This is a genomic window from Bradyrhizobium sp. CCGUVB1N3, assembly GCF_024199925.1.
Taxonomy (GTDB): Bacteria; Pseudomonadota; Alphaproteobacteria; order Rhizobiales; family Xanthobacteraceae; genus Bradyrhizobium.
This window is the reverse complement of the sequence record NZ_JANADR010000001.1, coordinates 7,209,499-7,232,234: the sequence shown is the minus strand read 5'-3', so window position 1 is coordinate 7,232,234 and position 22,736 is coordinate 7,209,499. Positions and strand designations below refer to the sequence as shown.

Genomic DNA, 22,736 nt, shown 5'->3' with positions numbered 1-22,736 from the left:
GTTTTATCCTGTTACCGTGTCTCGACTTTTTCCGGCGTGATCACTTCGATCTTCGGCGGCGCCGCGAAGCACTTTACCGCGACCCGGCCGAACGTCTTCATGTGTTCGGCTGCACGATGAGGCACCAACGCCTCGGCATTCTCCCACTGCTCGACGAACACCATCTTGGTGTGATCGGTGACGCTCTCGTGCAAATCATAGGCGATATTGCCGGGCTCCTTCCGCGTCTCCTTGATGCAGGCGGTGGCGGCGGCAATGAATTCGGCGTGCGTTTCGGGCTTGATGGTCAAGGTGGCAACGACGTAGATCACGAGAAATCCTCCCGGCTTTTCTTCTGGCTTCAAGATACCGGGCGCGACATTAGACCAAGCACGACGAGACGCAAAACCGGAAAATCCGCCCTCGGACAGGCTCCGAGGGCAGTGAAGTTGAGGGTAATTTCAGTACATGAAATACCGCTGCGCCATCGGCAGCACCTCGGCGGGCGCGCAGGTGAGAAGCTCGCCGTCGGCGCGCACCTCATAGGTCTCCGGATCGACCTCGATATCGGGCGTGGCGTCGTTGTGGATCATGCTCTTCTTGGAGATCTTGCCGCGGGTGTTCTGCACGGCATAGAGCTTCTTGTCGATGCCGAGCTTTCGCGCAAGGCCCCCGGTGACCGCTGCCTTCGAGGTGAAGACGACGGAGGATGCCGTGCGTGCCTTGCCGAAGGCGCCGAACATCGGCTGGTAATGCACCGGCTGCGGCGTCGGGATCGAGGCGTTGGGATCGCCCATGGGGGCAGCGACGATCGTGCCGCCCTTGACGATGCAGTCCGGCTTGACGCCGAAGAAGGCCGGCGACCACAGCACGAGATCGGCGAGCTTGCCCTTCTCCACCGAGCCGATCAGCTTTGACACGCCGTGCGCGATCGCGGGGTTGATCGTGTACTTGGCGATGTAGCGCTTGACGCGAAAATTGTCGTTGTCCTTGCCCTTGTCCTGCGGCAGCGACCCGCGCTGCTTCTTCATCTTGTCGGCGGTCTGCCAGGTGCGGATGATCACTTCGCCGAGCCGGCCCATGGCTTGCGAATCCGAGGACATCATCGAGAGCGCGCCGAGGTCGTGCAAGATGTCTTCGGCCGCGATGGTCTCCTTGCGGATGCGGCTTTCGGCAAACGCGAGGTCTTCCGCGATCGAGGGATCGAGGTGGTGGCACACCATCAGCATGTCCAGATGCTCGTCGATGGTGTTGCGCGTGAAGGGCCGCGTCGGGTTGGTCGAGGACGGCAGCACGTTCTTCAGGCCCGCGACCTTGATGATGTCGGGGGCGTGGCCGCCGCCGGCGCCCTCGGTGTGGAAGGCGTGGATGGTGCGGCCCTTGAACGCCTTGATCGTATCCTCGACGAAGCCCGACTCGTTCAGCGTGTCGGAATGCAGCATGACCTGGACGTCATAGTCGTCGGCAACCGACAGGCAGTTGTCGATCGCCGCCGGCGTGGTGCCCCAATCCTCGTGCAGCTTGAGCGCGCAGGCACCGGCCTTGATCATCTCGACCAGCGCAGCAGGGCGCGAGGCATTGCCTTTGCCGGAGATGCCGAGATTGACCGGGAAGGCGTCGAACGACTGGATCATCCGGCCCATGTGCCAGGGGCCCGGCGTGCAGGTGGTGGCAAAGGTGCCGTGCGAGGGACCGGTGCCGCCGCCCAGCATCGAGGTGACGCCCGACATCAGCGCGTGCTCGATCTGCTGCGGACAGATGAAATGAATGTGGCTGTCGAAGCCGCCGGCCGTGAGGATTTTTCCTTCGCCCGCGATCACGTCGGTGCCAGGGCCGATGACGATGGTCACGCCAGGCTGGATATCCGGGTTACCCGCCTTGCCGATGCCTGCGATCATGCCGTCCTTGATCGCGACGTCGGCCTTCACGATGCCCCAGTGGTCGACGATCAGCGCATTGGTGATGACCGTGTCGGCCGCGCCCTGCTTGTTGGTGACCTGCGACTGCCCCATGCCGTCGCGGATCACCTTGCCGCCGCCGAACTTCACCTCCTCGCCATAGGTGGTGAAATCCTTCTCGACCTCGATGATGAGATCGGTGTCGGCGAGCCGCACCTTGTCGCCGGTGGTCGGGCCGAACATGTCGGCATAGACGGAACGCTTTATTTTGACGGACATCACAAGCCCCGTTTGCGTTTGAATGTTTTGATGGCGCTCACAGCGAGGCCCTCGCTCGCTCCACCGCGTCGTCGAACTTCTCGTCGAGGTAGGCATTGCCGCCGCGGCAGCCCGCGACGACCTGCTCGGCCCAGTCCGTGTACTCGATCAGATCGACGCGCTCCTCAGCGGTCGGGTTGGAACGAATACGAGCCTCGACATTGCTGATCTTGTCGGCAATTTTGATGAGCTTGGCGTCGTCCGACTTCTTCGGCGCATCGACGACTTGTCGCCGCCGCCGCTCGGCCTTTGGCAGACTCATGTCATCTGTGCATTCGATGACGAGGGAGGCCACACGATCAGAGAATCTTAGCGAGAGCTCTTTGGTCGTGGTCTCGGTGTCCTCGAGCGTATCGTGCAGCCAGCCGGCTGCAACGAGTTCGGCATCCGCGCCGTCAGTTGCGATCGCAAGCAGATTTGCGACCTCGGCAAGGTGATTTACGTAGGGCTCGTTGCCCCGCCCCTTGCGCACCATGCTCTTATGCCGGCGCGCGGCCACTTCGGCAGCTTCTGAAATGAACCGGACGGGCGGCCGCATGCCTCACAACTTCCCCATCACGTCGCCACGAAAACCGTAGATGGTTTTCTTGCCGGCCAGGGCGACGAGCTGGACGTCGCGGGTCTGGCCGGGCTCGAAGCGGACGGCGGTGCCGGCGGCGATGTCGAGGCGCATGCCGCGGGCTTTCTTGCGATCGAATTTCAGCGCCGGATTGGTCTCGAAGAAATGATAGTGCGAGCCGACCTGGATCGGACGGTCGCCGGTGTTGGCGACGGTCAGCGTCACGGTCTTGCGGCCGGCATTGAGTTCGATCTCGCCGTCCTTGATGAAGAGTTCGCCGGGGATCATGTTTGCCTTCCTCCGTCATTCCGGGGCTCGCAGAGCGAGAACCCGGAATCTCGATCAACAATCTCTGGATTCCGGGTTCGCCCTGCGGGCACCCCGGAATGACGAATTTGAATCACCTGATCGGCTCGTGGACGGTGACGAGCTTGGTGCCGTCCGGAAACGTCGCTTCGACCTGGATGTCGTGGATCATCTCGGGAATGCCCGGCATCACCTGGTCGCGGGTCAGAACCTGCGCGCCGGCCTGCATCAGCTCGGCCACGGTGCGGCCGTCACGCGCGCCTTCCAGAATGAAATCGGAGATGATCGCGATCGCCTCCGGGTGGTTCAGCTTGACGCCGCGCTCGAGCCTGCGCCGCGCCACGATGGCCGCCATCGAGATCAGAAGCTTGTCCTTTTCGCGGGGAGACAGGTTCATGCAAAATCTCTGTTCGTGAGTTCGTCAATTCAGCCACAGCCGCGGCAGCGTGGCGCCGGTGCGCGCCAGCACCGCCATCATGTCGGCGCGCAAGCGCGCCGCATCTTGGGCACAGAACCGCGCCATTGCAAAGCCATTCCAGGCGGATATCCCGACCTCGCCGGAGAATGATTCCGAAGCTTCCCGGATGCGCCCGATCAATGCCTCGTCACCGGGCACGATCAGGGCCGTGCCGATCGCCGCGCCGCCCTTGGCCACCGCAGATCGAGCGAGCTTGGCGCCGATATTGCCGTCGAGCCTGACAGTTTCGGCGAAAACCAGCTTGCCGCCACGAGAGATCCGCCAGCGGTCGACGAACTCGCCCTGCTCCATGCGCTCGCCCATCGCGGTGCGGCCGAACACCACGATCTCGCAGAGCAGGAGCGAGGCCGCGCCATCGAGTGCGATGTCGAAGCGGCGATGGACACGGGCGCGATCGAACAGGATCGTCTCCTGGGGCAGCCAGCCGAGATGCGCGCCTGCGGCGACCTTCAGGGCGATATTGAGCTCTGCCGCCTTGCCGGGCGCGCGATAGACCTTCTCGGCTGCCGCCGTGGTCAGCGTCAGGCGCGAGCCCTCGCCTGCCGAAATCTCGATGTCAAAACGGTCTCCGCCGGCAACCCCACCGGCGGTGTTGACGAACACGCCGGAGAGCCCCTCGCCTTCCGGCGAAGGAAAGCGCACGCGCAAGGAGCCGGATTCGTGCAACGCCCCACGCCGCGTCACGCCCTCGCGCGCATGGACGTCGAAGCGCACCGCGCCGCGGGCGCGGTTGGCCTCGAAAACACTGGACGTGGCTGAAACGTCGCTGCGCATCCGCCTCCCCAGCCGGTCGCGGCAGAATGAAAGGCTTACAGCGCCATCTGGCGGCTGATCTCGCCGGGATCGAGATTGGTGCGGTCGCAGGTGTATTTCACCGCGCCGCGATCCATCACGGCAAAACTGTCGCCGAGTTCGCAGGCAAAGTCGAGATATTGTTCGACCAGCACGATGGCGATGTTGCCGAGGTTGCGCAAATAAGAGATCGCGCGGCCGATGTCCTTGATGATCGACGGCTGGATGCCCTCGGTCGGCTCGTCGAGCAGCAGCAATTTCGGCCGCATCACCAGCGCGCGGCCGATCGCGAGCTGCTGCTGCTGGCCGCCGGAGAGGTCGCCGCCACGACGGCCGAGCATGGATTGCAGCACCGGAAACAGCGAGAACACGTCATCGGGGATGAAGCGCTCGTCGCGCTTGAGCGGGCCGAAGCCGGTCTTGAGATTTTCCTCGACCGTCAGCAGCGGAAAGATTTCGCGGCCCTGCGGCACGAAGCCGATGCCCTTGCGTGCCCGCTCATAGGGCTTCAGCGCCGTGATGTCGCTGCCGTCGAACACGATCGCGCCCGAGGAGATCGGATATTGGCCGACCATGGCGCGCAGCAGCGAGGTCTTCCCGACGCCATTGCGCCCAAGCACACAAGTGACCTTGCCGGGCTCGGCCGCGATCGAGACCCCGCGCAGCGCCTGGGCCGCGCCGTAGAACAGGTTGATGTCCTTGACCTCAAGCATCGCTCAGCGTCCCAAATAGACTTCGATGACCCGCTCGTTGGACGAGACTTGGTCGATGGTGCCTTCGGCAAGCACCGAGCCCTCGTGCAGGCAGGTGACCTTCACGCCCAATTCGCGAACGAAGGTCATGTCGTGCTCGACGACCATCACGGTGTGGTTCTTGTTGATCTCCTTCAAGAGCTCGGCGGTGAGATGCGTCTCGACGTCGGTCATGCCCGCGACGGGCTCGTCGACCAGCAGGAGCTTTGGATCCTGCGCCAGCAGCATGCCGATCTCCAGCCACTGCTTCTGGCCGTGGCTGAGGCTGCCGGCGAGGCGACCTCGCGCATCGGTGAGGCGGATGGTCTCCAGCACCTTGTCGATGCGCTCGGATTCCGCCTTGCTGCCGCGCCAGAACAGCGTGCCGCGAACCGAGTGGTCGACGTTGAGCGCGAGCAGGAGATTGTCCTCGACCGTCTGGCTCTCGAACACCGTCGGCTTCTGGAATTTGCGGCCAATGCCGAGCTCGGCGATGCGGGTCTCATCGAGGCGCGTGAGATCGGTGACGCCGTCGAACAGCACGGTGCCTTCGTCCGGCTTGGTCTTGCCGGTGATGATGTCCATCATCGTGGTCTTGCCGGCGCCGTTCGGCCCGATGATGGCCCGCATTTCGCCGGGCGCGAGCGTGAGCGACAAATTGTTGATGGCGTGAAACCCGTCGAACGAGACGTGCACGCCGTCGAGATAGAGCATCGCGGAGGTCGCGCGGGTGTCCATGACGTTCATATCCGCCTACTCCGCCATCTTCGGTTCGCTGACGCCGTCTTCACGCGCCGCGCTCTCGGTGGTTTCCGCCGGGCGCTTTGCCTTGAACGGCTCCCACCACGAATTGAAGGTGCCGACGATGCCCTTTGGCAGCAGCAGCGTCACCAGGATGAACAGCGCGCCCAGCATGAACAGCCAATACGGCGCCAGCACGCCTGAGGTGAAGAACGTCTTGGCGTAGTTGACGACGACGGCGCCGAGCGCTGCGCCGATCAGCGTGCCGCGGCCACCGACCGCGACCCAGATCACCGCCTCGATCGAGTTGCCCGGCGCGAATTCGCTCGGGTTGATGATGCCGACCTGCGGCACGTAGAGCGCACCGGCGACGCCGGCCATGCAGGCCGACACCGTGAACACGAACAGCTTGTAGGACTCGACGCGGTAGCCGAGGAAGCGCGTGCGCGATTCCGCGTCGCGGATCGCGATCAGCACCTTGCCGAGCTTTGAGGTGACGATGGCCCGGCAGATCAGGAAGCCGGCGATCAAGGCGAGACAGCTGAGCGCGAACAGCGTGGCGCGGGTACCTTCGGCCTGCACGTTGAAGCCAAGGATATCCTTGAAGTCGGTCAGGCCGTTGTTGCCACCGAAGCCGAAATCGTTGCGGAAGAAGCCGAGCAAGAGCGCATAGGTCATCGCCTGCGTGATGATCGACAGGTAGACGCCGGTGACGCGCGAGCGGAAGGCGAGCCAGCCGAAGCAGAAGGCGAGCAGGCCGGGCACGAACAGCACCATCAGCGCGGCGAACCAGAACATGTCGAAGCCGTACCAGTACCAGGGCAGCTTCTGCCAGTTCAGGAACACCATGAAGTCGGGCAGCATCGGATTGCCGTAGACGCCGCGGGTGCCGATCTGCCGCATCAGGTACATGCCCATGGCGTAGCCGCCGAGCGCGAAGAACGCGCCGTGGCCGAGCGAGAGGATGCCGCAATAGCCCCAGATCAGGTCGATCGAGAGCGCTAGAATGGCGTAGCAGACATACTTGCCCCAAAGCGCGACCAGATAAGTCGGCACCTGGAAGAACGAGCCGGCAGGCAACAGCAGGTTTGAGAGCGGAATCAGGATGCCGCAGGCGGCGACGACGGCGAGAAACATCGTCGCGCCGCGGTCCAGCGATCGCGTGAGCATGTGAGGGGTCATGCTTCCACCGCACGGCCCTTGAGCGCGAACAGGCCGCGCGGGCGCTTTTGAATGAACAGGATGATCAGGACCAGGATCGCGATCTTGCCGAGCACGGCGCCGGCGACCGGCTCCAGGAACTTGTTGGCGATGCCGAGCGTGAAGGCGCCGACCAGCGTGCCCCAGAGATTGCCGACCCCGCCGAACACGACGACCATGAAGCTGTCGATGATGTAGCTCTGGCCGAGATTGGGGCTGACATTGTCGATCTGCGACAGCGCGACGCCGGCGATGCCGGCAATGCCGGAGCCGAGGCCGAAGGTCAGCGCGTCGACGCGCGAGGTGGCAATGCCCATTGAGGCCGCCATGCGGCGGTTCTGAGTCACCGCGCGCATTTCAAGGCCGAGCGCAGTGTAGCGCAGCATCGCAAGCAGGATCGCGAACACCGCAAGCGTGAAGCAGAGGATCCAGAGCCGGTTATAGGTGATGGTGATCTGTCCGAGCTCGAACGCTCCGCTCATCCAGGAGGGGTTGCCGACCTCCCGGTTGGTCGGACCGAATGCGGTGCGCACCGCCTGCTGGAGCACCAAGGACAGGCCCCAGGTCGCGAGCAGCGTCTCCAGCGGGCGGCCGTAGAGGAAGCGGATGATGCTGCGCTCGATCAAGACGCCGATCGCGCCAGACACCAGGAAGGCGAGCGGCACGGCGATCAGCAGCGAATAGTCGAACAATGCGGGATAGCGGGTGCGGATCACCTCCTGCACGACGAAGGTGGTATAGGCGCCCAGCATCACCATCTCGCCATGGGCCATGTTGATGACGCCCATCACGCCGAAGGTGATGGCGAGGCCGATCGCAGCAAGCAGCAGCACCGAGCCGAGCGAGAGGCCGTACCAGGCGTTCTGCACCGTGGACCAGACCGCGAGCGAGCTCTGGATCGAGCCGATCGCGCTTGCCGCGGCCTTCGTCACCGAAGCCGGCTGGTCACCCATGCCGGTCAGCAGCGCCAGCGCTTCCTGGTCGCCTCTGGCCTTGATGGTGGCGACGGCTTCGAGCTTCTCGACCTCCGTGGCGTCGGATTTGAACAGCAGGATCGCCGCGCGGGCTTCACCGAGCACCGTCCTGACGGACTTGCTGGTTTCCTTGGCGAGCGCGTTGTCGACGGCTTCGAGCGCGCTCTCCTCGTGCGACTTGAAGACGGATTGCGCGGCCTGCATGCGCGTCGAAAGATCGGGCGACATCAGGGTCAGGCTGCCGAGCGCGGCATCAACGCTGCGGCGCAGACGGTTGTTGAGACGAACCGCGCTGGCGCTGTCGGGAACGCTCGCGACGGACTGACCGGTTGCGGCATCGATCGACTTGCCGTCCGCGCCGGTGACATAAACCTTCTTGCTGTCCGGATCGGCCATCAGACGGCCGTCCTGCAGCGCGCTGATGATCGGAAGAGCGAGCGGATTTCCGCTGCTCGCGACCACGCCGATCGCTTCTTCAGTGTCGGAAAAATCGTCGTTGGCGAATTTGGCGACCGCATCCTCGAACGGACCGGCCAAGGCCGGCAGCGCGAACGCGATCAGGAAAAACGAAAGCGCAAGCGTGCAGAGACGGGCTGGCAATTTTGCGAGCACTGTGAATTACCCCGGCAGAAATGGGTGGAGAGGGCGGCGGGATCGCCGCCCTCTCCGTGTCGTCATATCACGTCAAACCGGGATCAGGAGCCCGAACCGAGGCACTTGTTGGTCTTGACGTTGTAGTTGCCGCACTTCTTCTCGACCCAGTCGCCGACCAGGTCCTTGGAGCCGTCGAGCTCCTTCGACCAGGCGTCGCCCGGAACGAGGCTCGGGGTCTTCCAGACCACGTCGAACTGGCCGTTGCCCTTGATCTCGCCGATGAACACCGGCTTGGTGATGTGGTGGTTCGGCAGCATCTTGGAGGTGCCACCGGTCAGGTTCGGCGCCTCGATGCCGGGAAGCGCATCGATCACCTTGTCCGGATCGGTCGACTTCACCTTCTCGACCGCCTTCACCCACATGTTGAAGCCGATCACATGCGCTTCCATCGGGTCGTTGGTGGTGCGCTTCGGGTTCTTGGTGTAGGCCTGCCACTCCTTGATGAACTTCTCGTTCGCCGGAGTCTTGATCGACTCGAAGTAGTTCCAGGCGGCGAGATGGCCGACCAGCGGCTTGGTGTCGATGCCGGCGAGCTCTTCCTCACCCACCGAGAACGCGACCACCGGGATGTCCTTGGCCTTGATGCCCTGGTTGCCGAGCTCCTTGTAGAAGGGAACGTTGGCGTCGCCGTTGATGGTCGAGACCACCGCGGTCTTCTTGCCGGCCGAGCCGAACTTCTTGATGTCGGCCACGATCGTCTGCCAGTCGGAGTGACCGAACGGCGTGTAGTTGATCATGATGTCTTCCTGGGCGACACCCTTGGACTTCAGATAGGCTTCCAGGATCTTGTTGGTGGTGCGCGGATAGACGTAGTCGGTACCCGCGAGCACCCAGCGCTTCACCTTCTCGTCCTTCATCAGGTAGTCGACGGCGGGGATCGCCTGCTGGTTCGGCGCAGCACCCGTGTAGAACACGTTACGCTCGGACTCTTCGCCCTCGTACTGCACGGGGTAGAACAGGATGTTGTTCAGCTCCTTGAAGACCGGGAGCACCGACTTGCGCGACACCGAGGTCCAGCAGCCGAACACGACGGCGACCTTGTCCTTGGTGATCAGCTCGCGCGCCTTCTCGGCGAACAGCGGCCAGTTCGAAGCGGGGTCGACGACGACGGCCTCGAGCTTCTTGCCGAGCACGCCGCCCTTCTTGTTCTGCTCGTCGATCAGGAAGAGGATGGTGTCTTTCAGCGTGGTCTCGCTGATGGCCATGGTGCCTGAGAGAGAGTGCAGCACACCGACCTTAATGGTGTCGTCTGCGGCCTTTGCGCCGGTAATGGAAGCCAGACCCAGCATCAGTCCGGCGGTCGCGGCGAGCAAGCCGCGGCGGCTAAATGACGCCGCTATATCGTGAGTGGATTTAGTAAGCATGAGCTATCATCTCCCTGACGCAGACGTGAAAACGCTGCGAACGGCCCCACGGCCGCCAGCGATTAACGGAATCGCAAGAACCATGCCATGGGCGTGAATGCGGATAACTAACTGTTTTGTAAAAAGATTTTACCCGGAACCCGGGATTTGACACGCTCGATCGGCCCAAATATTGGGCAATAAAAATGTATGCTTATGCGGCATCCGGTCTATTTTTTAATCAAAAAATGCTCACTGTCTAAATTTCCGGCATAACTATTCGTGCACCGCAATGCCAGGCTGCGGCCGCGCCGCCTTGAAAGCGCCCCCGGGATGTTCCATATGAGGGTCCGAGACCCGAATCATCCGAATGATCGACGGGTCGTAGCGAGCCGCGTGTTCTTAAGCCCGTTTGGGTCTCTGGCTTGCCCCTCTCATCAAGCAATCCGACACCCCAAACACGCAGGTGTCTTCTCGACACCCTTGCGCACGCCACGCGGAACAGCGTGGGCGCTCGCTTTTGACATGGAAAGAGCCCCTCTTTTGACTTCCTTTCAGGACTTCGGCCTGGCCGATCCCATTTCGCGTGCCCTCAAAGAAGAAAACTACGTCACGCCGACCCCCATTCAGGCCCAGACCATCCCCCTCGCATTGACCGGGCGCGACGTCGTCGGCATTGCCCAGACCGGCACCGGCAAGACCGCGTCCTTCGCGCTGCCGATCCTGCACCGCCTGCTGGACAACCGCGTCAAGCCGCAGCCCAAGACCTGCCGCGTGCTCGTGCTGTCGCCGACCCGCGAGCTGTCCGGCCAGATCCTCGACAGCTTCAACGCCTATGGCCGCCACATCCGCCTGTCCTCGACGCTCGCCATCGGCGGTGTGCCGATGGGCCGCCAGGTCCGCTCGCTGATGCAGGGCGTCGAGGTGCTGGTGGCTACCCCCGGCCGCCTGCTCGACCTCGTCCAGAGCAACGGGCTGAAGCTCTCCAGCGTCGAGTTCCTGGTGCTCGATGAAGCCGACCGCATGCTCGACATGGGCTTCATCAACGACATCCGCAAAATCGTCGCCAAGCTGCCGATCAGGCGCCAGACGCTGTTCTTCTCGGCCACCATGCCGAAGGACATCGCCGAGCTTGCCGACTCGATGCTGCGCGATCCGGCGCGCGTCGCCGTCACCCCGGTGTCCTCGACGGCGGAACGCATCCGCCAGCGCATCATCCAGGTGGATTTCTCGGCCAAGCCTGCCTTCCTGACCAAGCTCCTGAAGGACGAGCCGATCAACCGCGCGCTGGTCTTCACCCGCACCAAGCACGGCGCCGACAAGGTCGTGAAGACGCTTGAGAGGGCTGGCATCGCCGCCAGCGCCATCCACGGCAACAAGTCGCAGAACCATCGCGAGCGGACGCTGGCGCAGTTCCGCTCCGGTGAAATCCGCACGCTGGTCGCCACCGACATCGCCGCCCGCGGCATCGATGTCGACGGCATCACCCACGTCATCAATTTCGACCTGCCCAACGTGCCCGAGACCTATGTGCACCGCATCGGCCGCACCGCGCGCGCCGGCGCCGACGGCACCGCGATCTCGCTGGTCGCAGGCGGCGAGGAGCTCAGCTACCTCCGCGACATCGAGCGCCTGATCCGCGTTGCGCTCCCGCGGGAGGATCACCGCACTGACGCCGGCCGCGAGGCGGCGCACGCCCCGTCTGCTCCCGCGAAGCAGCATCGTCCGGGCCGCCCTGGTCCGCGCCCGCAGGGCGCGCGGCATGGCGATGGCCGGCATGGCGACGGGCGACATGTGGATGGCAGGCCCGGCGACGGCCACAAGGCCTCAAAGGGGTCTCGCCGCCGCCGTTCCGGTGGTAAGTCGAATTCCTCACCAAACGATCGGCCGGAACAGCGTCCCGCGCATGGCGCCGGCCATTCTGATGGGATACAAGGCGTTGCGTTTTTACGCCGCGAGAGTCGTCCGAACGGTCGGCCCAACCGCAAACCCTATTCGCGCTAACTAGCCGTCCCACGACCTGGAGATAATCATGGCTAAGGAAGAGCTGATCCAGTTCGAAGGACTGGTCACCGAAATCCTCCCCGACGCGCGCTACCGCGTGCAGCTCGACGCCGGGCACGAGATCGTCGCCTATACCGCCGGCAAGATGAAGAAGAACCGCATCAAGACGCTGGCGGGCGACCGTGTAACGGTGGAGATGTCGCCCTACGACCTGGAAAAGGGACGGCTGATTTTCCGTCACAAGGACGAACGTCCCGCGTCCGCCGGTGGTCCCCCTCGGGGTGGCGCCCAGCGGGGCGGCCAGTTCCGCCGCCGCTAGGCCTCACCGCCTGCCCCGTGCCGCGCTCGCGGGATGGAACTAAAATACCGACCTGCACAAGATCTGCCGCCACCAGCGGCAGATCAAAAAATCGTGCACGTCAGGATTGTTTTGAGACCCCCTTTCCAATAAAATGAATTAATCGATTTTCGGCCGGACGACATTAGCATCCACCGGTACAGCCGGTTCAGACACGCTGACGACCCTTCCAGAAATTCGATCTAACCCGTCCGCGAAAGCGGGCATCGACACTGTGTATCTGAGAAGGGACTACCCCCATGAGCATGGGAACCGTGAAGTGGTTTAACGCGACCAAGGGTTTTGGCTTCATCCAGCCCGACGACGGCGGCAAGGACGTGTTCGTGCACATCAGCGCCGTGGAACGTGCCGGCCTCGGCACGCTGCGCGAAGGCCAGAAGATCTCCTACGAGATCGTGGCCGATCGTCGCTCCGGCAAGTCGGCAGCCGACAACCTCCGCTCGGCCGGCTAAGGCTGGCCCGCGCCAGGCGGACTTAAGCAAACGAAAAGGCCGTGCGTTGCGCACGGCCTTTTTTCATGTCCGAAAATCAAGCGAGCTCAGTACGTCGTGCAGCTCGTCGACGAGCTGTAATAAACGCAAGTCGATTGGCGCGGGCGCGAATAAGCGACGTCGCTCAGCGTGATCGAGCTCGTGAGCACGTAGCCGATCGTCGGCGTGTAGACGTAGCTGACCTCGCTGAAAATCACATAGGTGCCGCCGATCGCGAGCGTCGAGGGGATGGTCACCACCGAGGCCTGCGACCGCGCCGAGGATCCCTTGCTCCATTGCACGCGCGCCACCTTGGTCGTGGGATCGACGTAGAGCTCGCTGATCGTCGCGGAGGTAACCGTGCTGTTGTAGTATGGCGTCATGATGCCGTAGGACGCCGCGAAAAAGTTGGTCATGTCGGTGTCGCCGACCGACGTCGATTGCGAGGTGAGGTCGGACAGCGTGCGCGCCATGATCGTGACCTTGCGGTCGATCGCCACCCCCGACGAAACCTCGATGGTGCCGAAGAACAACACCAGCATCAGCGGCACCATCACCGCGAACTCGGTCGCCGCCAGCGCGCGGCTGTCGGCGCCGAAATCGCGCGCGGAGGAGGCGGCGTTTCGCCAGATGTTCGCAATCGCCTGCATGGGTCCGCTCGGATCCGTTGGCATCAGTTGGAGTAGGGTTCGTTCTTGAAGGCGGCCGTCGCGACCAGGAGGCGCTTGTTGCCTGCGAGATTCGAGGGGTTGTAGCCGAGCCCGGTGACGTAGAGTGGCCACTGGTAGAACAGCCGGACGACCACGATGTCGCCGGCGCTGCCGGCGCTGTAGCTCATGTTGGTATCGAAATTGCCGGCCGAATCGATATGGCTCGGCAGCGTGACCGCCGAGAACGACGAATAGCTCGAGACGTCGACGTAGAGACTGCTGCAATCGAAGAACAGCGCCGGGATCTGGGTGCAGACGTAATTCTTGAACGTCGTCTGCGTGCACGCCGCCGCCACGCCGGAGACCGCGCAGGTCGACACCGAGCCGGACTGCGCCTGGCCGGTCAGGACCGAGCGCGCGGAATCCTGCGTGACAGTCTCGAGCACCTGGCCTGCGAAGAACATGATCGCGGTCTCGATGATTGCGAACAGCAGCGCGAAGAAGATCGGCGCGACCAGCGCGAACTCGACCGCCGCAGAACCGCGGCGGTTGCGGCGAAACCGCTGCGTCATGCTGAGGATCGAAAACTTCCAGACGGTAGGCGATGGCATCGCAGAAAATCCCAGGCGGCAGCGATCATCTGCCAGTCGCATAGAGAAAAGCGATTGTTTAAGTGTTCGCCGGGTCGGCGGATCACGGCGCGTGGCGTTAGCGGCGCGTAAACCAATGTCCGATCGCGACGCGCGGCCCGGATGGAAGCTATTTTCGGCCACACGAGGGCTTGCAGTTGAGCACCTCCGTGGAGGTGGCACCCCGATAAACAGTAATGAGGTTGCTGGTGTCGTTCTCAGCTACGACATTCTTGTTGCTATCGGCAATGCTGCGCAATGCGAGGGATAGAGTGCCGCTCTGACGCGATGCTGCCAGCAGTTCAACTTCGTTGGGTGTCAACTCCAGGGTGGCGGTCCTGCCCACAACTGCATTCTGCCCCTCCTTCTCTTTGGGGGCTTGATCGATCGCAAGAACACGTATGTTGGTCAGAATGGCTTGCGACGAAATGGTGTCGGTCTGAGGCCCATCCGTATTGGTCGGCTTCTCGCGCTTCGTGAGAATCACGTCCACGCGATCATTCGGCAATATGAAGCCGCCTGCGCCTGTCTCAGCAGATATCTCGGTCGAAATGGCGCGCTTGCCCGAAGGCAGGATGGCCGCCATGAAGCCGGAGCCGTCTGCCTTGACCAGTTTCTGCTCTCGGATCGGCTCGCCGGCGACAAACGGCTGACGCGCAATCGAACCTGTAATTTGCGTCATTGCTTCGGGACGATCGGGGCGACGAATAAAACTGCCGCTGGCGGTGGATTGCGTCCACGTCTGCCACTGAAGCTCGTTGGGACCGACCGTCTGTCCCAATCCGATGTCGGTCTTGGCGACGAGAACATCAACGGTCGGCAATTGGGCGACTGGTTGAGGCGGGGGAGCACCGCTGTCCGACGAACTGCTTGCGAGATAAGCCGCGAGGGCGCCGGCTATGAGGGCGATCGCTAGGACAATAAAACGGGCGGGCTTCATAACTTTACTCTCACACTACCCCGAGCGGGTTCTCCGCCGTTCAGGAACATAGCTGGCCAGACGTCAAAGTGACGTTAATGAAGCCGATCCAACTCGGGCGAACGGCGGCTGCGGCCCGCCTTTTCCGGCGGGCGCGCGAGGCTCCGATCTAGTGGCGGAACGGATAGGCGAGCTGGCCGCCGATCTCGCTCGGCATCTCCGCTTCGTCCTTGCCATAGTCCTGCGGCAGCTCGTTCGCCGGCATCCGGAAGGTCCCGAACAGGATGTCCCAGAGCGGGAAGGTGCCGGCAAAATTGGTATTGCCGCCCTGCTCGAGCGAGGTGTGGTGCCAGCGGTGAAACACCGGCGTCGCCAGCACGTATTTGAACGGTCCAAACGTCCAGTTGAGATTGGCGTGCACGAACGCCGAATGGAAGGTGGTGAACGGCCCGAGCCAGATCATTACGTTCGGCGAGATGCCGACGGTGAGCAGCACGACGTCGACGCCGATCGTGCCGAGCACGAGATTCACCGGATGGAAGCGCGCCGCTGAGATCCAGCCCAGCTCCTCCGAGGAATGATGGATCGCATGGTACTTCCAGAAGCCGCCGCCGTGAAACAGCCGGTGCAGCCAGTACAGCATGAAATCCGACAGGATGAGGAACAGCGCCGCCTGCGCCCAGAGCGGCAGCTCCGAGAGCGGACCGTGACCGTTGTCGTAGAAGGCGATCAGCTCGTCGGGATCGTGGATGTTGAAGACGACGCCGGCAGCCACGATCAAGAGCCCGATCCGCATCGTGCGCGCAAACACCGGCACGAAGAACCAGTAGCAGATGTCGGTGACGATCTCGCGCTTGCGCCACCATGGCACGCCGGGATTGCAGGCCCAGAAATGCTCGAGCACCGTGAAGACCACCGCGAGCGCCGCGGTAACGGGAATGACCTTTGCGATGGTCTCGCCAAGCATCAGGGCGACGTCCATGGGCAGGCTCGACATCAGCGTCTCACTTCTCATCTGTCTCGGCTTTACGCCTACGCTTCGAAATTTAAGGGAGCGTGAAGCCGCTTCCGCATATCGGCGACTTTTCGTTCCGCCGGCCGCAAGTGCCGCGAATTCGGGCGAGCGCCTTAAGAGGAAATTGACTCTGGTGAAAAGCATCACGCCACGATCGAGTTTCCGTGATCAGGTTAACCGTACCGCAACGGCTGAGCTCTCATCCTCGCAACGCTAGAGAATTGCGCCGAACGAAGCCACCCACACCCACATGGAGTTTTACTCATGAAGAACCTGATTGCGCGTTTCGTGAAGGACGAATCCGGCGCCACCGCCATCGAGTACGGCCTGATCGCCGCCGGCATCGCGCTCGCGATCATCACCGTCGTCAACAACCTCGGCACCTCGCTGAACTCCAAGTTCGGCTCGATCAGCAGCTCGCTGAAGTAAGCGCCCGACCAGTTGCAGCAGAAGCCCCGGATACGTCCGGGGCTTTGTCTTTCCGGAAAGCCTTGAGTTCCAGTGGCGTTGCGTAAAACCAGAGCCGATGCCGTGTTCGAGACGGCAGCTTCCGCGCATAGCGAGGCGCCGACCTATTGGGTCTGCCTTGCGCTGTTGCTCGCACTGGTCGCGCTCGCGGCCCGGATCGCCAGCATCTGGTGATCTCCGCCGCATCCCGTTTCAGGTTTGTTTAGCACTGACGGCTAGAATCCCGCGAGCTCCGATCCCGCGCCGGCCAGCGCGCCCTTGAGAAGCAGATCATGATCCTCGACCTCGCGCGCCTTCTGCTCTTCCCGGCCCTGATAGCCTTCGCCGCCGCGAGCGACCTGTTCACGATGACCATCTCGAACCGGGTATCGCTGGCGCTGGTCGCCGGCTTCTTCGTCCTTGCGCTGGCGGGTGGCATGGCACCTTACGACATGCTGACCCATGTCGGCGCCGGTGCCCTGATGCTGGTCGTCGCATTCGGCTGCTTTGCCATGGGCTGGGTCGGCGGCGGCGACGCGAAAGTCGCAGCCTCGGTCGCGCTTTGGTTCGGCTTTACCCATCTGATGAACTTCCTGCTCTACGCCTCGCTGTTCGGCGGCGCGCTGACCCTGCTGCTACTCCAGTTTCGGCAATGGCCGTTGCCTTACGGACTTGCCGGACAGGCCTGGCTCGCGCGGCTGCACGCCAAGGAGGGCGACATCCCCTACGGCATCGCGCTCGCGATCGGCGCGCTGATGGTCTATCCGGAGACGGAATGGGTGAAAGCGATTGATCTCGCTCACCTCGCGCTGCGCTGAACACTCCGGATAAACCCGGCGTTAAGGCGATTTAGATACGCCTCATTAACCATGCTTTGACGTTTAGCTGGTCAACTGCCATCACGGCGGCGGCAGCGTCGCGGCGTCTTGTGGAAAGTGAAGCGTAATGAATACCGCACGCATTGTCGTCCTGACGGTTGCTATCGGTGCCGGCGGCATCGCCGCATACCCGGCGAGCGGGTCCGACAGCCCGGCGCCTGCTCCGACCGCTCAGCTTCCGACCGTCAATGTCCTGCAACTGAAGCCGGAACAGACCGAGACGCTTTTACGTGCGCGCCAGACCGGCACGCTGTCGCTGCGCAGTATCGCCGACGTCAAAGCCAAGAACGAGAACGAGAACGAGCCGGCGCGCAGGCGCGGCGAGAGCGTCTCGATCGTTCGCTTCGGCATTCCGAGCCAGATGACTGCATAGAAGTGACGATGGGGGCTTTCGATATGAAATGCAGGGGCAATCGGGCGGCGCTGCGGACCAGCATGGTCCGCGCCCTGTCGTTTTCAGGCGCGCTCGCACTGACGCTCAATCCGGCGCTCACCCCGGTCATCGCCGCCGACTATCGCAACGCGGCGCCGATCGCGGCCGACGGCCAGATGAACGCGCGTTTCCTGTCGCTCGGCGTCGGCAAGTCGATCGTGATCGACCTGCCGCGTGAGATCAAGGACGTGCTGGTCGCTGATCCCAAGATCGCCAACGCGGTGGTCCGCTCGGCGCAGCGCGCCTATATCATCGGTGCGGCCGTCGGCCAGACCAACATCGTGTTCTTCGATTCCGCCGGCCAGCAGATCGCGGCCTATGACATCGCGGTCAAGCGCGACCTCAACGGCATCCGCGCCGCGCTGAAGCAGGTCTCGCCCAACTCGGATATCCAGATCGACGGTCTCGGCGAGAATGTCATCCTGACCGGCACGGCGGCCAACCCGATCGAGGCCCAGCAGGCCAACGACCTCGCCGCGCGCCTTGCCGGCGGCGCCGACAAGGTGGTGAACTCCATCGTGGTCCGCGGCCGCGACCAGGTCATGCTGAAGGTGACGGTCGCCGAAGTCGCGCGCAACATCATCAAGCAGCTCGGCATCGACCTCTCTGCCAATCTCGCTTACGGCACCGCGGTGGTGAACTTCACCAACTCCAACCCGTTCACGGCCCTGGGCCGCAACCTGGTGTCCGGCAACAGCCTTGACACGAAGTTCGGCTCGACCCCCTCCGTGCAGGCGACGCTGCGCGCGATGGAAACCGCGGGCGTGATCCGCACGCTCGCCGAGCCGAACCTGACCGCGATCTCGGGCGAGTCGGCGACCTTCATCGCCGGCGGTGAATTCCCGGTGCCGGCGGGCTATGCCTGCGATCCGACCACGCACGTCTGTACCACCCAGATCAGCTTCAAGAAGTTCGGCATCTCGCTCAACTTCACGCCGGTCGTCCTGACCGAAGGCAAGATCAGCCTGCGCGTCATGACCGAGGTCTCGGAGCTCTCCAACGACAATTCGATCACGCTGTCGCAGGCGGTCACCTCGAGCACGGTGAACTCGCTGACGGTGCCCTCAATCAAGACCCGACGGGCCGAGACCACGCTGGAAATTCCCTCCGGCGGCGCGATGGCGATGGCGGGCCTGATCCAGGAGCAGACCAAGCAGGCGATCAGCGGCTTGCCCGGGCTGATGCAGCTTCCGGTGCTCGGCACGCTGTTCCGCAGCCGCGACTACGTCAATAACCAGACCGAGCTGGTGGTTCTGGTGACGCCCTACATCGTGCGCGCCGTCGCGCAGAAGGACCTGTCGCGTCCGGATGACGGCTTTGCCGCGCCTTCCGATCCACAGGCCGAGCTGCTCGGCAACATCAACCGCATCTATGGCGTGCCGGGCCGGGTCGATCCCGCGCGGAATTACCGCGGCACCTACGGCTTCATCACGGACTGAGGCGGAACGGGGACTTCGAGAATGACCACCAGATCACCCCAGAATCGCAACAGCGCCCTTCGCGTCAGCGGCGCGCTCGTCGGCATTGCGATCGCGCTCGGCGCCTGCACTCATACCGACGAGGCGGTCACCGCCTCCATTCCCGAGGATTACAAGCAGCGCCACCCGATCGCGATCGAGGAGCAGAACCGCTCCATCGTCGTCTTCGTCGGCCACGCGCGCGGCGGCCTGACCGCAGCCCAGCGCGCCGACGTCATGGGCCTGGCGTCGACCTGGACGCATGAGGGCACCGGTGCGATCCATATCGACGTGCCGACCGACACACCCAATGCGCGCCCGGCTGCGGAAACGCTGCGGGAAATCCAGGCCATACTGGCTGCCGCCGGCCTGCCGCCGCGCGGCGTCATCGTGCGCCGCTATCACCCCGAAGACCAGCGCTTCCTGCCGCCGATCCGCCTGACCTATTCCAGGATCGCCGCGATCGCGGGTCCCTGCGGGCTATGGCCGGAAGATCTCGGTCCTTCCGCCAAGAACCCGCGATGGTTCGAGAACAAGTCCTATTACAATTTCGGCTGCAGCTATCAGCGCAACATGGCTGCAATGATAGATAATCCGTCGGATCTCGAGCAGCCGCGGCCTGAAACGCCGGCCTACACCACCCGCCGCAGTGAAGCCTTCGAGAAATATCGCAAGGGCATGACGACGGCGACCACCTATCCCGAGGCCGAAAAGGCCAAACTCAGCGACACCGGCAAATGATCAGCTACGCTCGCCAGACTCACGAAGAGCAGCCGCAGGGCGCGCCGCCGCCGGCAGAGGAGCATATTGCACCTGCCCCGCGCGTCTCGGTCCAGGCGTTCTGCGAGACCGTGGAGACCGCCGCCGCCGTGCAGTCGGCCGGCGAGGACCGCCGCCTCGGCAAGGCTCATCTGAAGATCCAGATGGGCGGCATCGTGGCTGCGGCCGAAGCCTATCGCTCCGCGCCCACACCGAACGTGATCGTCCTGGAGAGCGACGGGCGGGCTGACCTGCTCGGCGGGCTCGACCAGCTTGCGACAGTCTGCGATGCCGGCACCCGCGTCGTCGTGATCGGCCGCATCAACGACGTCATGCTCTATCGCGAGCTGGTACGCCGCGGCGTCAGCGACTATGTGCTGGCACCGGTTGGCCCGATCGACGTGGTGCGATCGATCTGCAATCTGTTCTCGGCGCCGGAAGCCAAGGCGGTCGGCCGCATCATCGCGGTCGTCGGCGCCAAGGGCGGCGTCGGCGCCTCCACCATCAGCCACAATGTCGCCTGGGCGATCGCGCGCGACCTCGCCATGGACGCGGTGGTCGCCGATCTCGATCTCGCCTTCGGCACCGCCGGGCTCGACTACAACCAGGATCCGCCGCAGGGCATCGCCGATGCCGTGTTCTCGCCGGACCGCGTCGATACGGCCTTCGTCGACCGCCTGCTGTCGAAATGTACCGACCATTTGAGCCTGCTGGCTGCGCCGGCCACGCTCGACCGGGTCTATGATTTCGGCACCGACGCCTTTGACGCGGTGTTCGACACGCTGCGCTCGACCATGCCCTGCATCGTGCTCGACATCCCGCACCAATGGACGGGCTGGACCAAGCGCGCCTTGATCGGGGCGGACGACATCCTGATCGTGGCCGCGCCCGACCTTGCGAACCTGCGCAACACCAAGAACCTGTTCGACCTCTTGAAAGCGGCCCGGCCGAACGATCGGCCGCCACTGTACTGCCTGAACCAGGTTGGCGTCCCCAAACGCCCCGAAATCGCCGCCACCGAGTTCGCCAAGGCGATCGAGAGCCAGCCGATCGCCTCGATCCCGTTCGAGCCCCAGACTTTCGGCTCGGCCGCCAATAACGGCCAGATGATCGCGGAAATCTCGGCCAACCATAAGTCGATCGACATGTTCCTCCAGATCGCCCAGCGCCTGACCGGCCGCAGCGAGACCAAGAAACAAAAGTCGTCGTTCCTTTCACCCCTGATTGAGAAGTTGCGCGGAAAATAGCCGCCGCATGGAGTCGTTAAGTGTTCGGTAAGCGTAGCGGAACAGACACTGATCTTCGGGCCCCCAAGCCCGGCGCCGTGTCGCCAGAGCCTGCCCAGGCCCCGGCGCCGAGTGTTTCGCGCGCGCCGCCGCCCCCGGCCATCGCCTCGCCGCCGCTGGCGCCGATCAAGGCTCCGCCGCCTCCGCCGATGGAGAGCCGCCGCTCGGACAACTACTACGAGGTCAAGGCGACCATCTTCGGCGCCCTGATCGAGGCGATCGACCTCGCCCAGCTCGCCAAGCTCGACTCCGAATCCGCGCGCGAGGAAATCCGCGACATCGTCAACGAGATCATCGCGATCAAGAACATCGTGATGTCGATCGCCGAGCAGGAGGAACTGCTCGACGACATCTGCAACGACGTGCTCGGCTACGGTCCGCTCGAGCCGCTGCTGTCGCGCGACGACATCGCCGACATCATGGTCAACGGCGCCAACACGGTGTTCATCGAAGTCGGCGGCAAGATCCAGCGCACCGGCATCCGCTTCCGCGACAACCAGCAGCTCCTCAACATCTGCCAGCGCATCGTCAGCCAGGTCGGCCGGCGCGTCGACGAATCCTCGCCGATCTGCGACGCCCGTCTCGCCGACGGCTCCCGCGTCAACGCCATCGTGCCGCCGCTGTCGATCGACGGCCCCGCGCTCACCATCCGCAAGTTCAGGAAGGACAAGCTGACGCTGGATCAGCTCGTCAAGTTCGGCGCGATCACCCCTGAAGGCGCCGAGATCCTCCAGATCATCGGCCGCTGCCGCTGCAACGTGCTGATCTCCGGCGGTACCGGCTCGGGCAAGACCACGCTGCTCAACTGTATGACCAACTACATCGAGCACGACGAGCGCGTGATCACCTGCGAGGACGCGGCCGAGCTCCAGCTCCAGCAGCCTCACGTGGTGCGGCTGGAAACCCGTCCGCCCAACATCGAGGGTGAAGGCCAGGTCACGATGCGCGAATTGGTGCGCAACTGCCTGCGTATGCGCCCCGAACGCATCATCGTCGGCGAAGTCCGCGGACCCGAAGCCTTCGACCTGTTGCAGGCCATGAACACCGGCCATGACGGCTCGATGGGCACGCTGCACGCCAACAATCCGCGCGAGGCGCTGTCGCGCTGCGAATCCATGATCACGATGGGCGGCTTCTCCCTGCCCTCGCGCACCATCCGCGAAATGATCTGCGCCTCCATCGACGTCATCATCCAGGCCGCCCGCCTGCGCGACGGTTCGCGCCGCATCACCCACGTCACCGAGGTGATGGGCATGGAAGGCGACACCATCATCACCCAGGACATCTTCCTCTATGACCTCGTGGGCGAGGACGCCAACGGCAAGATCATCGGACGGCATCGCTCGACCGGCATCGGCCGCCCCCGCTTCTGGGAGCGCGCCCGCTATTACGGCGAGGAGAAGCGCCTTGCCGCCGCGCTCGATGCGGCGGAAGTGGCGGCTAAGACGTGAGCGGTAA

25 protein-coding genes and 1 pseudogene are annotated in these 22,736 nt (G+C 63.6%); 11 read left to right on the top strand and 15 right to left on the bottom strand.

Annotated elements, in window-relative coordinates; translation table 11 throughout:
* Positions 1-11 precede the first annotated feature (11 nt).
* The 11 genes from NLM33_RS34435 to urtA all read right to left on the bottom strand — a co-directional run bounded on the left by NLM33_RS34435 (position 12) and on the right by urtA (position 9,994).
* Positions 12-311, bottom strand: a complete 300-nt coding sequence (locus tag NLM33_RS34435; RefSeq protein ID WP_254102989.1) for a putative quinol monooxygenase — start codon at positions 309-311, stop codon at positions 12-14.
* A 129-nt stretch (positions 312-440) separates the two neighbouring features.
* Positions 441-2,156, bottom strand: a complete 1,716-nt coding sequence (ureC, locus tag NLM33_RS34430) for an urease subunit alpha (protein WP_254102988.1) — start codon at positions 2,154-2,156, stop codon at positions 441-443.
* 37 nt (positions 2,157-2,193) lie between these two features.
* Positions 2,194-2,733 (bottom strand): HD domain-containing protein, encoded by a 540-nt coding sequence (locus NLM33_RS34425; RefSeq protein ID WP_254102987.1) that lies wholly within the window; start codon positions 2,731-2,733, stop codon positions 2,194-2,196.
* 3 nt (positions 2,734-2,736) lie between these two features.
* Entirely contained in the window at positions 2,737-3,042 is a 306-nt protein-coding gene (locus tag NLM33_RS34420; protein WP_212405934.1) for an urease subunit beta, read from the bottom strand.
* Between the two features lie 112 nt (positions 3,043-3,154).
* Positions 3,155-3,457 (bottom strand): urease subunit gamma, encoded by a 303-nt coding sequence (locus NLM33_RS34415; protein WP_254102986.1) that lies wholly within the window; start codon positions 3,455-3,457, stop codon positions 3,155-3,157.
* Positions 3,458-3,481: 24 nt separating this feature from the next.
* Positions 3,482-4,312, bottom strand: coding sequence for an urease accessory protein UreD (locus NLM33_RS34410; protein ID WP_254102985.1), 831 nt, complete (start codon positions 4,310-4,312; stop codon positions 3,482-3,484).
* A 35-nt stretch (positions 4,313-4,347) separates the two neighbouring features.
* Positions 4,348-5,043 (bottom strand): urea ABC transporter ATP-binding subunit UrtE, encoded by a 696-nt coding sequence (urtE, locus tag NLM33_RS34405; RefSeq protein ID WP_027521699.1) that lies wholly within the window; start codon positions 5,041-5,043, stop codon positions 4,348-4,350.
* A gap of 3 nt (positions 5,044-5,046) precedes the next feature.
* Positions 5,047-5,808, bottom strand: coding sequence for an urea ABC transporter ATP-binding protein UrtD (gene urtD, locus NLM33_RS34400; protein ID WP_254102984.1), 762 nt, complete (start codon positions 5,806-5,808; stop codon positions 5,047-5,049).
* A gap of 6 nt (positions 5,809-5,814) precedes the next feature.
* Entirely contained in the window at positions 5,815-6,984 is a 1,170-nt protein-coding gene (urtC, locus tag NLM33_RS34395; RefSeq protein ID WP_254102983.1) for an urea ABC transporter permease subunit UrtC, read from the bottom strand.
* Entirely contained in the window at positions 6,981-8,588 is a 1,608-nt protein-coding gene (gene urtB / locus NLM33_RS34390) for an urea ABC transporter permease subunit UrtB (protein WP_254102982.1), read from the bottom strand. Before urtB ends, urtC begins: the two co-directional genes overlap by 4 nt.
* 83 nt (positions 8,589-8,671) lie before the next feature.
* Positions 8,672-9,994 (bottom strand): urea ABC transporter substrate-binding protein, encoded by a 1,323-nt coding sequence (urtA, locus tag NLM33_RS34385; protein ID WP_254102981.1) that lies wholly within the window; start codon positions 9,992-9,994, stop codon positions 8,672-8,674.
* Between the two features lie 504 nt (positions 9,995-10,498).
* Here urtA and NLM33_RS34380 point away from each other — a divergent pair.
* The 3 genes from NLM33_RS34380 to NLM33_RS34370 all read left to right on the top strand — a co-directional run bounded on the left by NLM33_RS34380 (position 10,499) and on the right by NLM33_RS34370 (position 12,787).
* A complete protein-coding gene (locus tag NLM33_RS34380) occupies positions 10,499-11,977 on the top strand; it encodes a DEAD/DEAH box helicase (protein WP_254102980.1) in 1,479 nt (492 codons plus the stop codon).
* Between the two features lie 28 nt (positions 11,978-12,005).
* Positions 12,006-12,296 carry a translation initiation factor IF-1 gene (gene infA / locus NLM33_RS34375; protein WP_254102979.1) on the top strand — a complete coding sequence of 97 codons (291 nt, stop codon included), beginning with the start codon at positions 12,006-12,008 and terminating at the stop codon, positions 12,294-12,296.
* Between the two features lie 278 nt (positions 12,297-12,574).
* Positions 12,575-12,787 (top strand): cold-shock protein, encoded by a 213-nt coding sequence (locus NLM33_RS34370; protein ID WP_011084262.1) that lies wholly within the window; start codon positions 12,575-12,577, stop codon positions 12,785-12,787.
* Between the two features lie 86 nt (positions 12,788-12,873).
* Here the strand turns inward: NLM33_RS34370 and NLM33_RS34365 are convergent, their stop codons facing one another.
* The 4 genes from NLM33_RS34365 to NLM33_RS34350 form a co-directional block, all read right to left on the bottom strand.
* Positions 12,874-13,455 carry a TadE/TadG family type IV pilus assembly protein gene (locus NLM33_RS34365; RefSeq protein WP_254102978.1) on the bottom strand — a complete coding sequence of 194 codons (582 nt, stop codon included), beginning with the start codon at positions 13,453-13,455 and terminating at the stop codon, positions 12,874-12,876.
* Positions 13,456-13,478: 23 nt separating this feature from the next.
* Complete coding sequence (locus NLM33_RS34360) at positions 13,479-14,066, bottom strand: TadE/TadG family type IV pilus assembly protein (RefSeq protein ID WP_254102977.1); 588 nt, start codon at positions 14,064-14,066, stop codon at positions 13,479-13,481.
* Between the two features lie 148 nt (positions 14,067-14,214).
* The gene (cpaB, locus tag NLM33_RS34355; protein ID WP_254102976.1) at positions 14,215-15,024 is read right to left on the bottom strand and encodes a Flp pilus assembly protein CpaB; all 810 of its coding nucleotides are present in this window, start codon (positions 15,022-15,024) and stop codon (positions 14,215-14,217) included.
* A 148-nt stretch (positions 15,025-15,172) separates the two neighbouring features.
* The gene (locus NLM33_RS34350) at positions 15,173-16,000 is read right to left on the bottom strand and encodes a sterol desaturase family protein (RefSeq protein WP_254102975.1); all 828 of its coding nucleotides are present in this window, start codon (positions 15,998-16,000) and stop codon (positions 15,173-15,175) included.
* 282 nt (positions 16,001-16,282) lie between these two features.
* Here NLM33_RS34350 and NLM33_RS34345 point away from each other — a divergent pair, with 282 nt between their 5' ends.
* From NLM33_RS34345 to NLM33_RS34315, 8 genes and pseudogenes are all read left to right on the top strand, one after another.
* Positions 16,283-16,447, top strand: a complete 165-nt coding sequence (locus tag NLM33_RS34345) for a Flp family type IVb pilin (RefSeq protein ID WP_027521689.1) — start codon at positions 16,283-16,285, stop codon at positions 16,445-16,447.
* 78 nt (positions 16,448-16,525) lie between these two features.
* Positions 16,526-16,660 (top strand): hypothetical protein, encoded by a 135-nt coding sequence (locus tag NLM33_RS49345; protein WP_256570626.1) that lies wholly within the window; start codon positions 16,526-16,528, stop codon positions 16,658-16,660.
* A 98-nt stretch (positions 16,661-16,758) separates the two neighbouring features.
* A complete protein-coding gene (locus tag NLM33_RS34340) occupies positions 16,759-17,283 on the top strand; it encodes a prepilin peptidase (RefSeq protein ID WP_254102974.1) in 525 nt (174 codons plus the stop codon).
* Positions 17,284-17,410: 127 nt separating this feature from the next.
* Positions 17,411-17,548, top strand: a pseudogene (locus NLM33_RS49745) (Flp pilus assembly protein CpaB); the annotation flags it as partial.
* Between the two features lie 191 nt (positions 17,549-17,739).
* Positions 17,740-19,215, top strand: a complete 1,476-nt coding sequence (locus NLM33_RS34330) for a type II and III secretion system protein family protein (protein WP_254106042.1) — start codon at positions 17,740-17,742, stop codon at positions 19,213-19,215.
* Between the two features lie 21 nt (positions 19,216-19,236).
* Positions 19,237-19,974 (top strand): CpaD family pilus assembly protein, encoded by a 738-nt coding sequence (locus NLM33_RS34325; RefSeq protein ID WP_254102972.1) that lies wholly within the window; start codon positions 19,237-19,239, stop codon positions 19,972-19,974.
* Complete coding sequence (locus tag NLM33_RS34320) at positions 19,971-21,239, top strand: AAA family ATPase (protein WP_254102971.1); 1,269 nt, start codon at positions 19,971-19,973, stop codon at positions 21,237-21,239. Before NLM33_RS34325 ends, NLM33_RS34320 begins: the two co-directional genes overlap by 4 nt.
* A gap of 20 nt (positions 21,240-21,259) precedes the next feature.
* Positions 21,260-22,729 carry a CpaF family protein gene (locus NLM33_RS34315; protein WP_254102970.1) on the top strand — a complete coding sequence of 490 codons (1,470 nt, stop codon included), beginning with the start codon at positions 21,260-21,262 and terminating at the stop codon, positions 22,727-22,729.
* Positions 22,730-22,736: the final 7 nt, after the last annotated feature.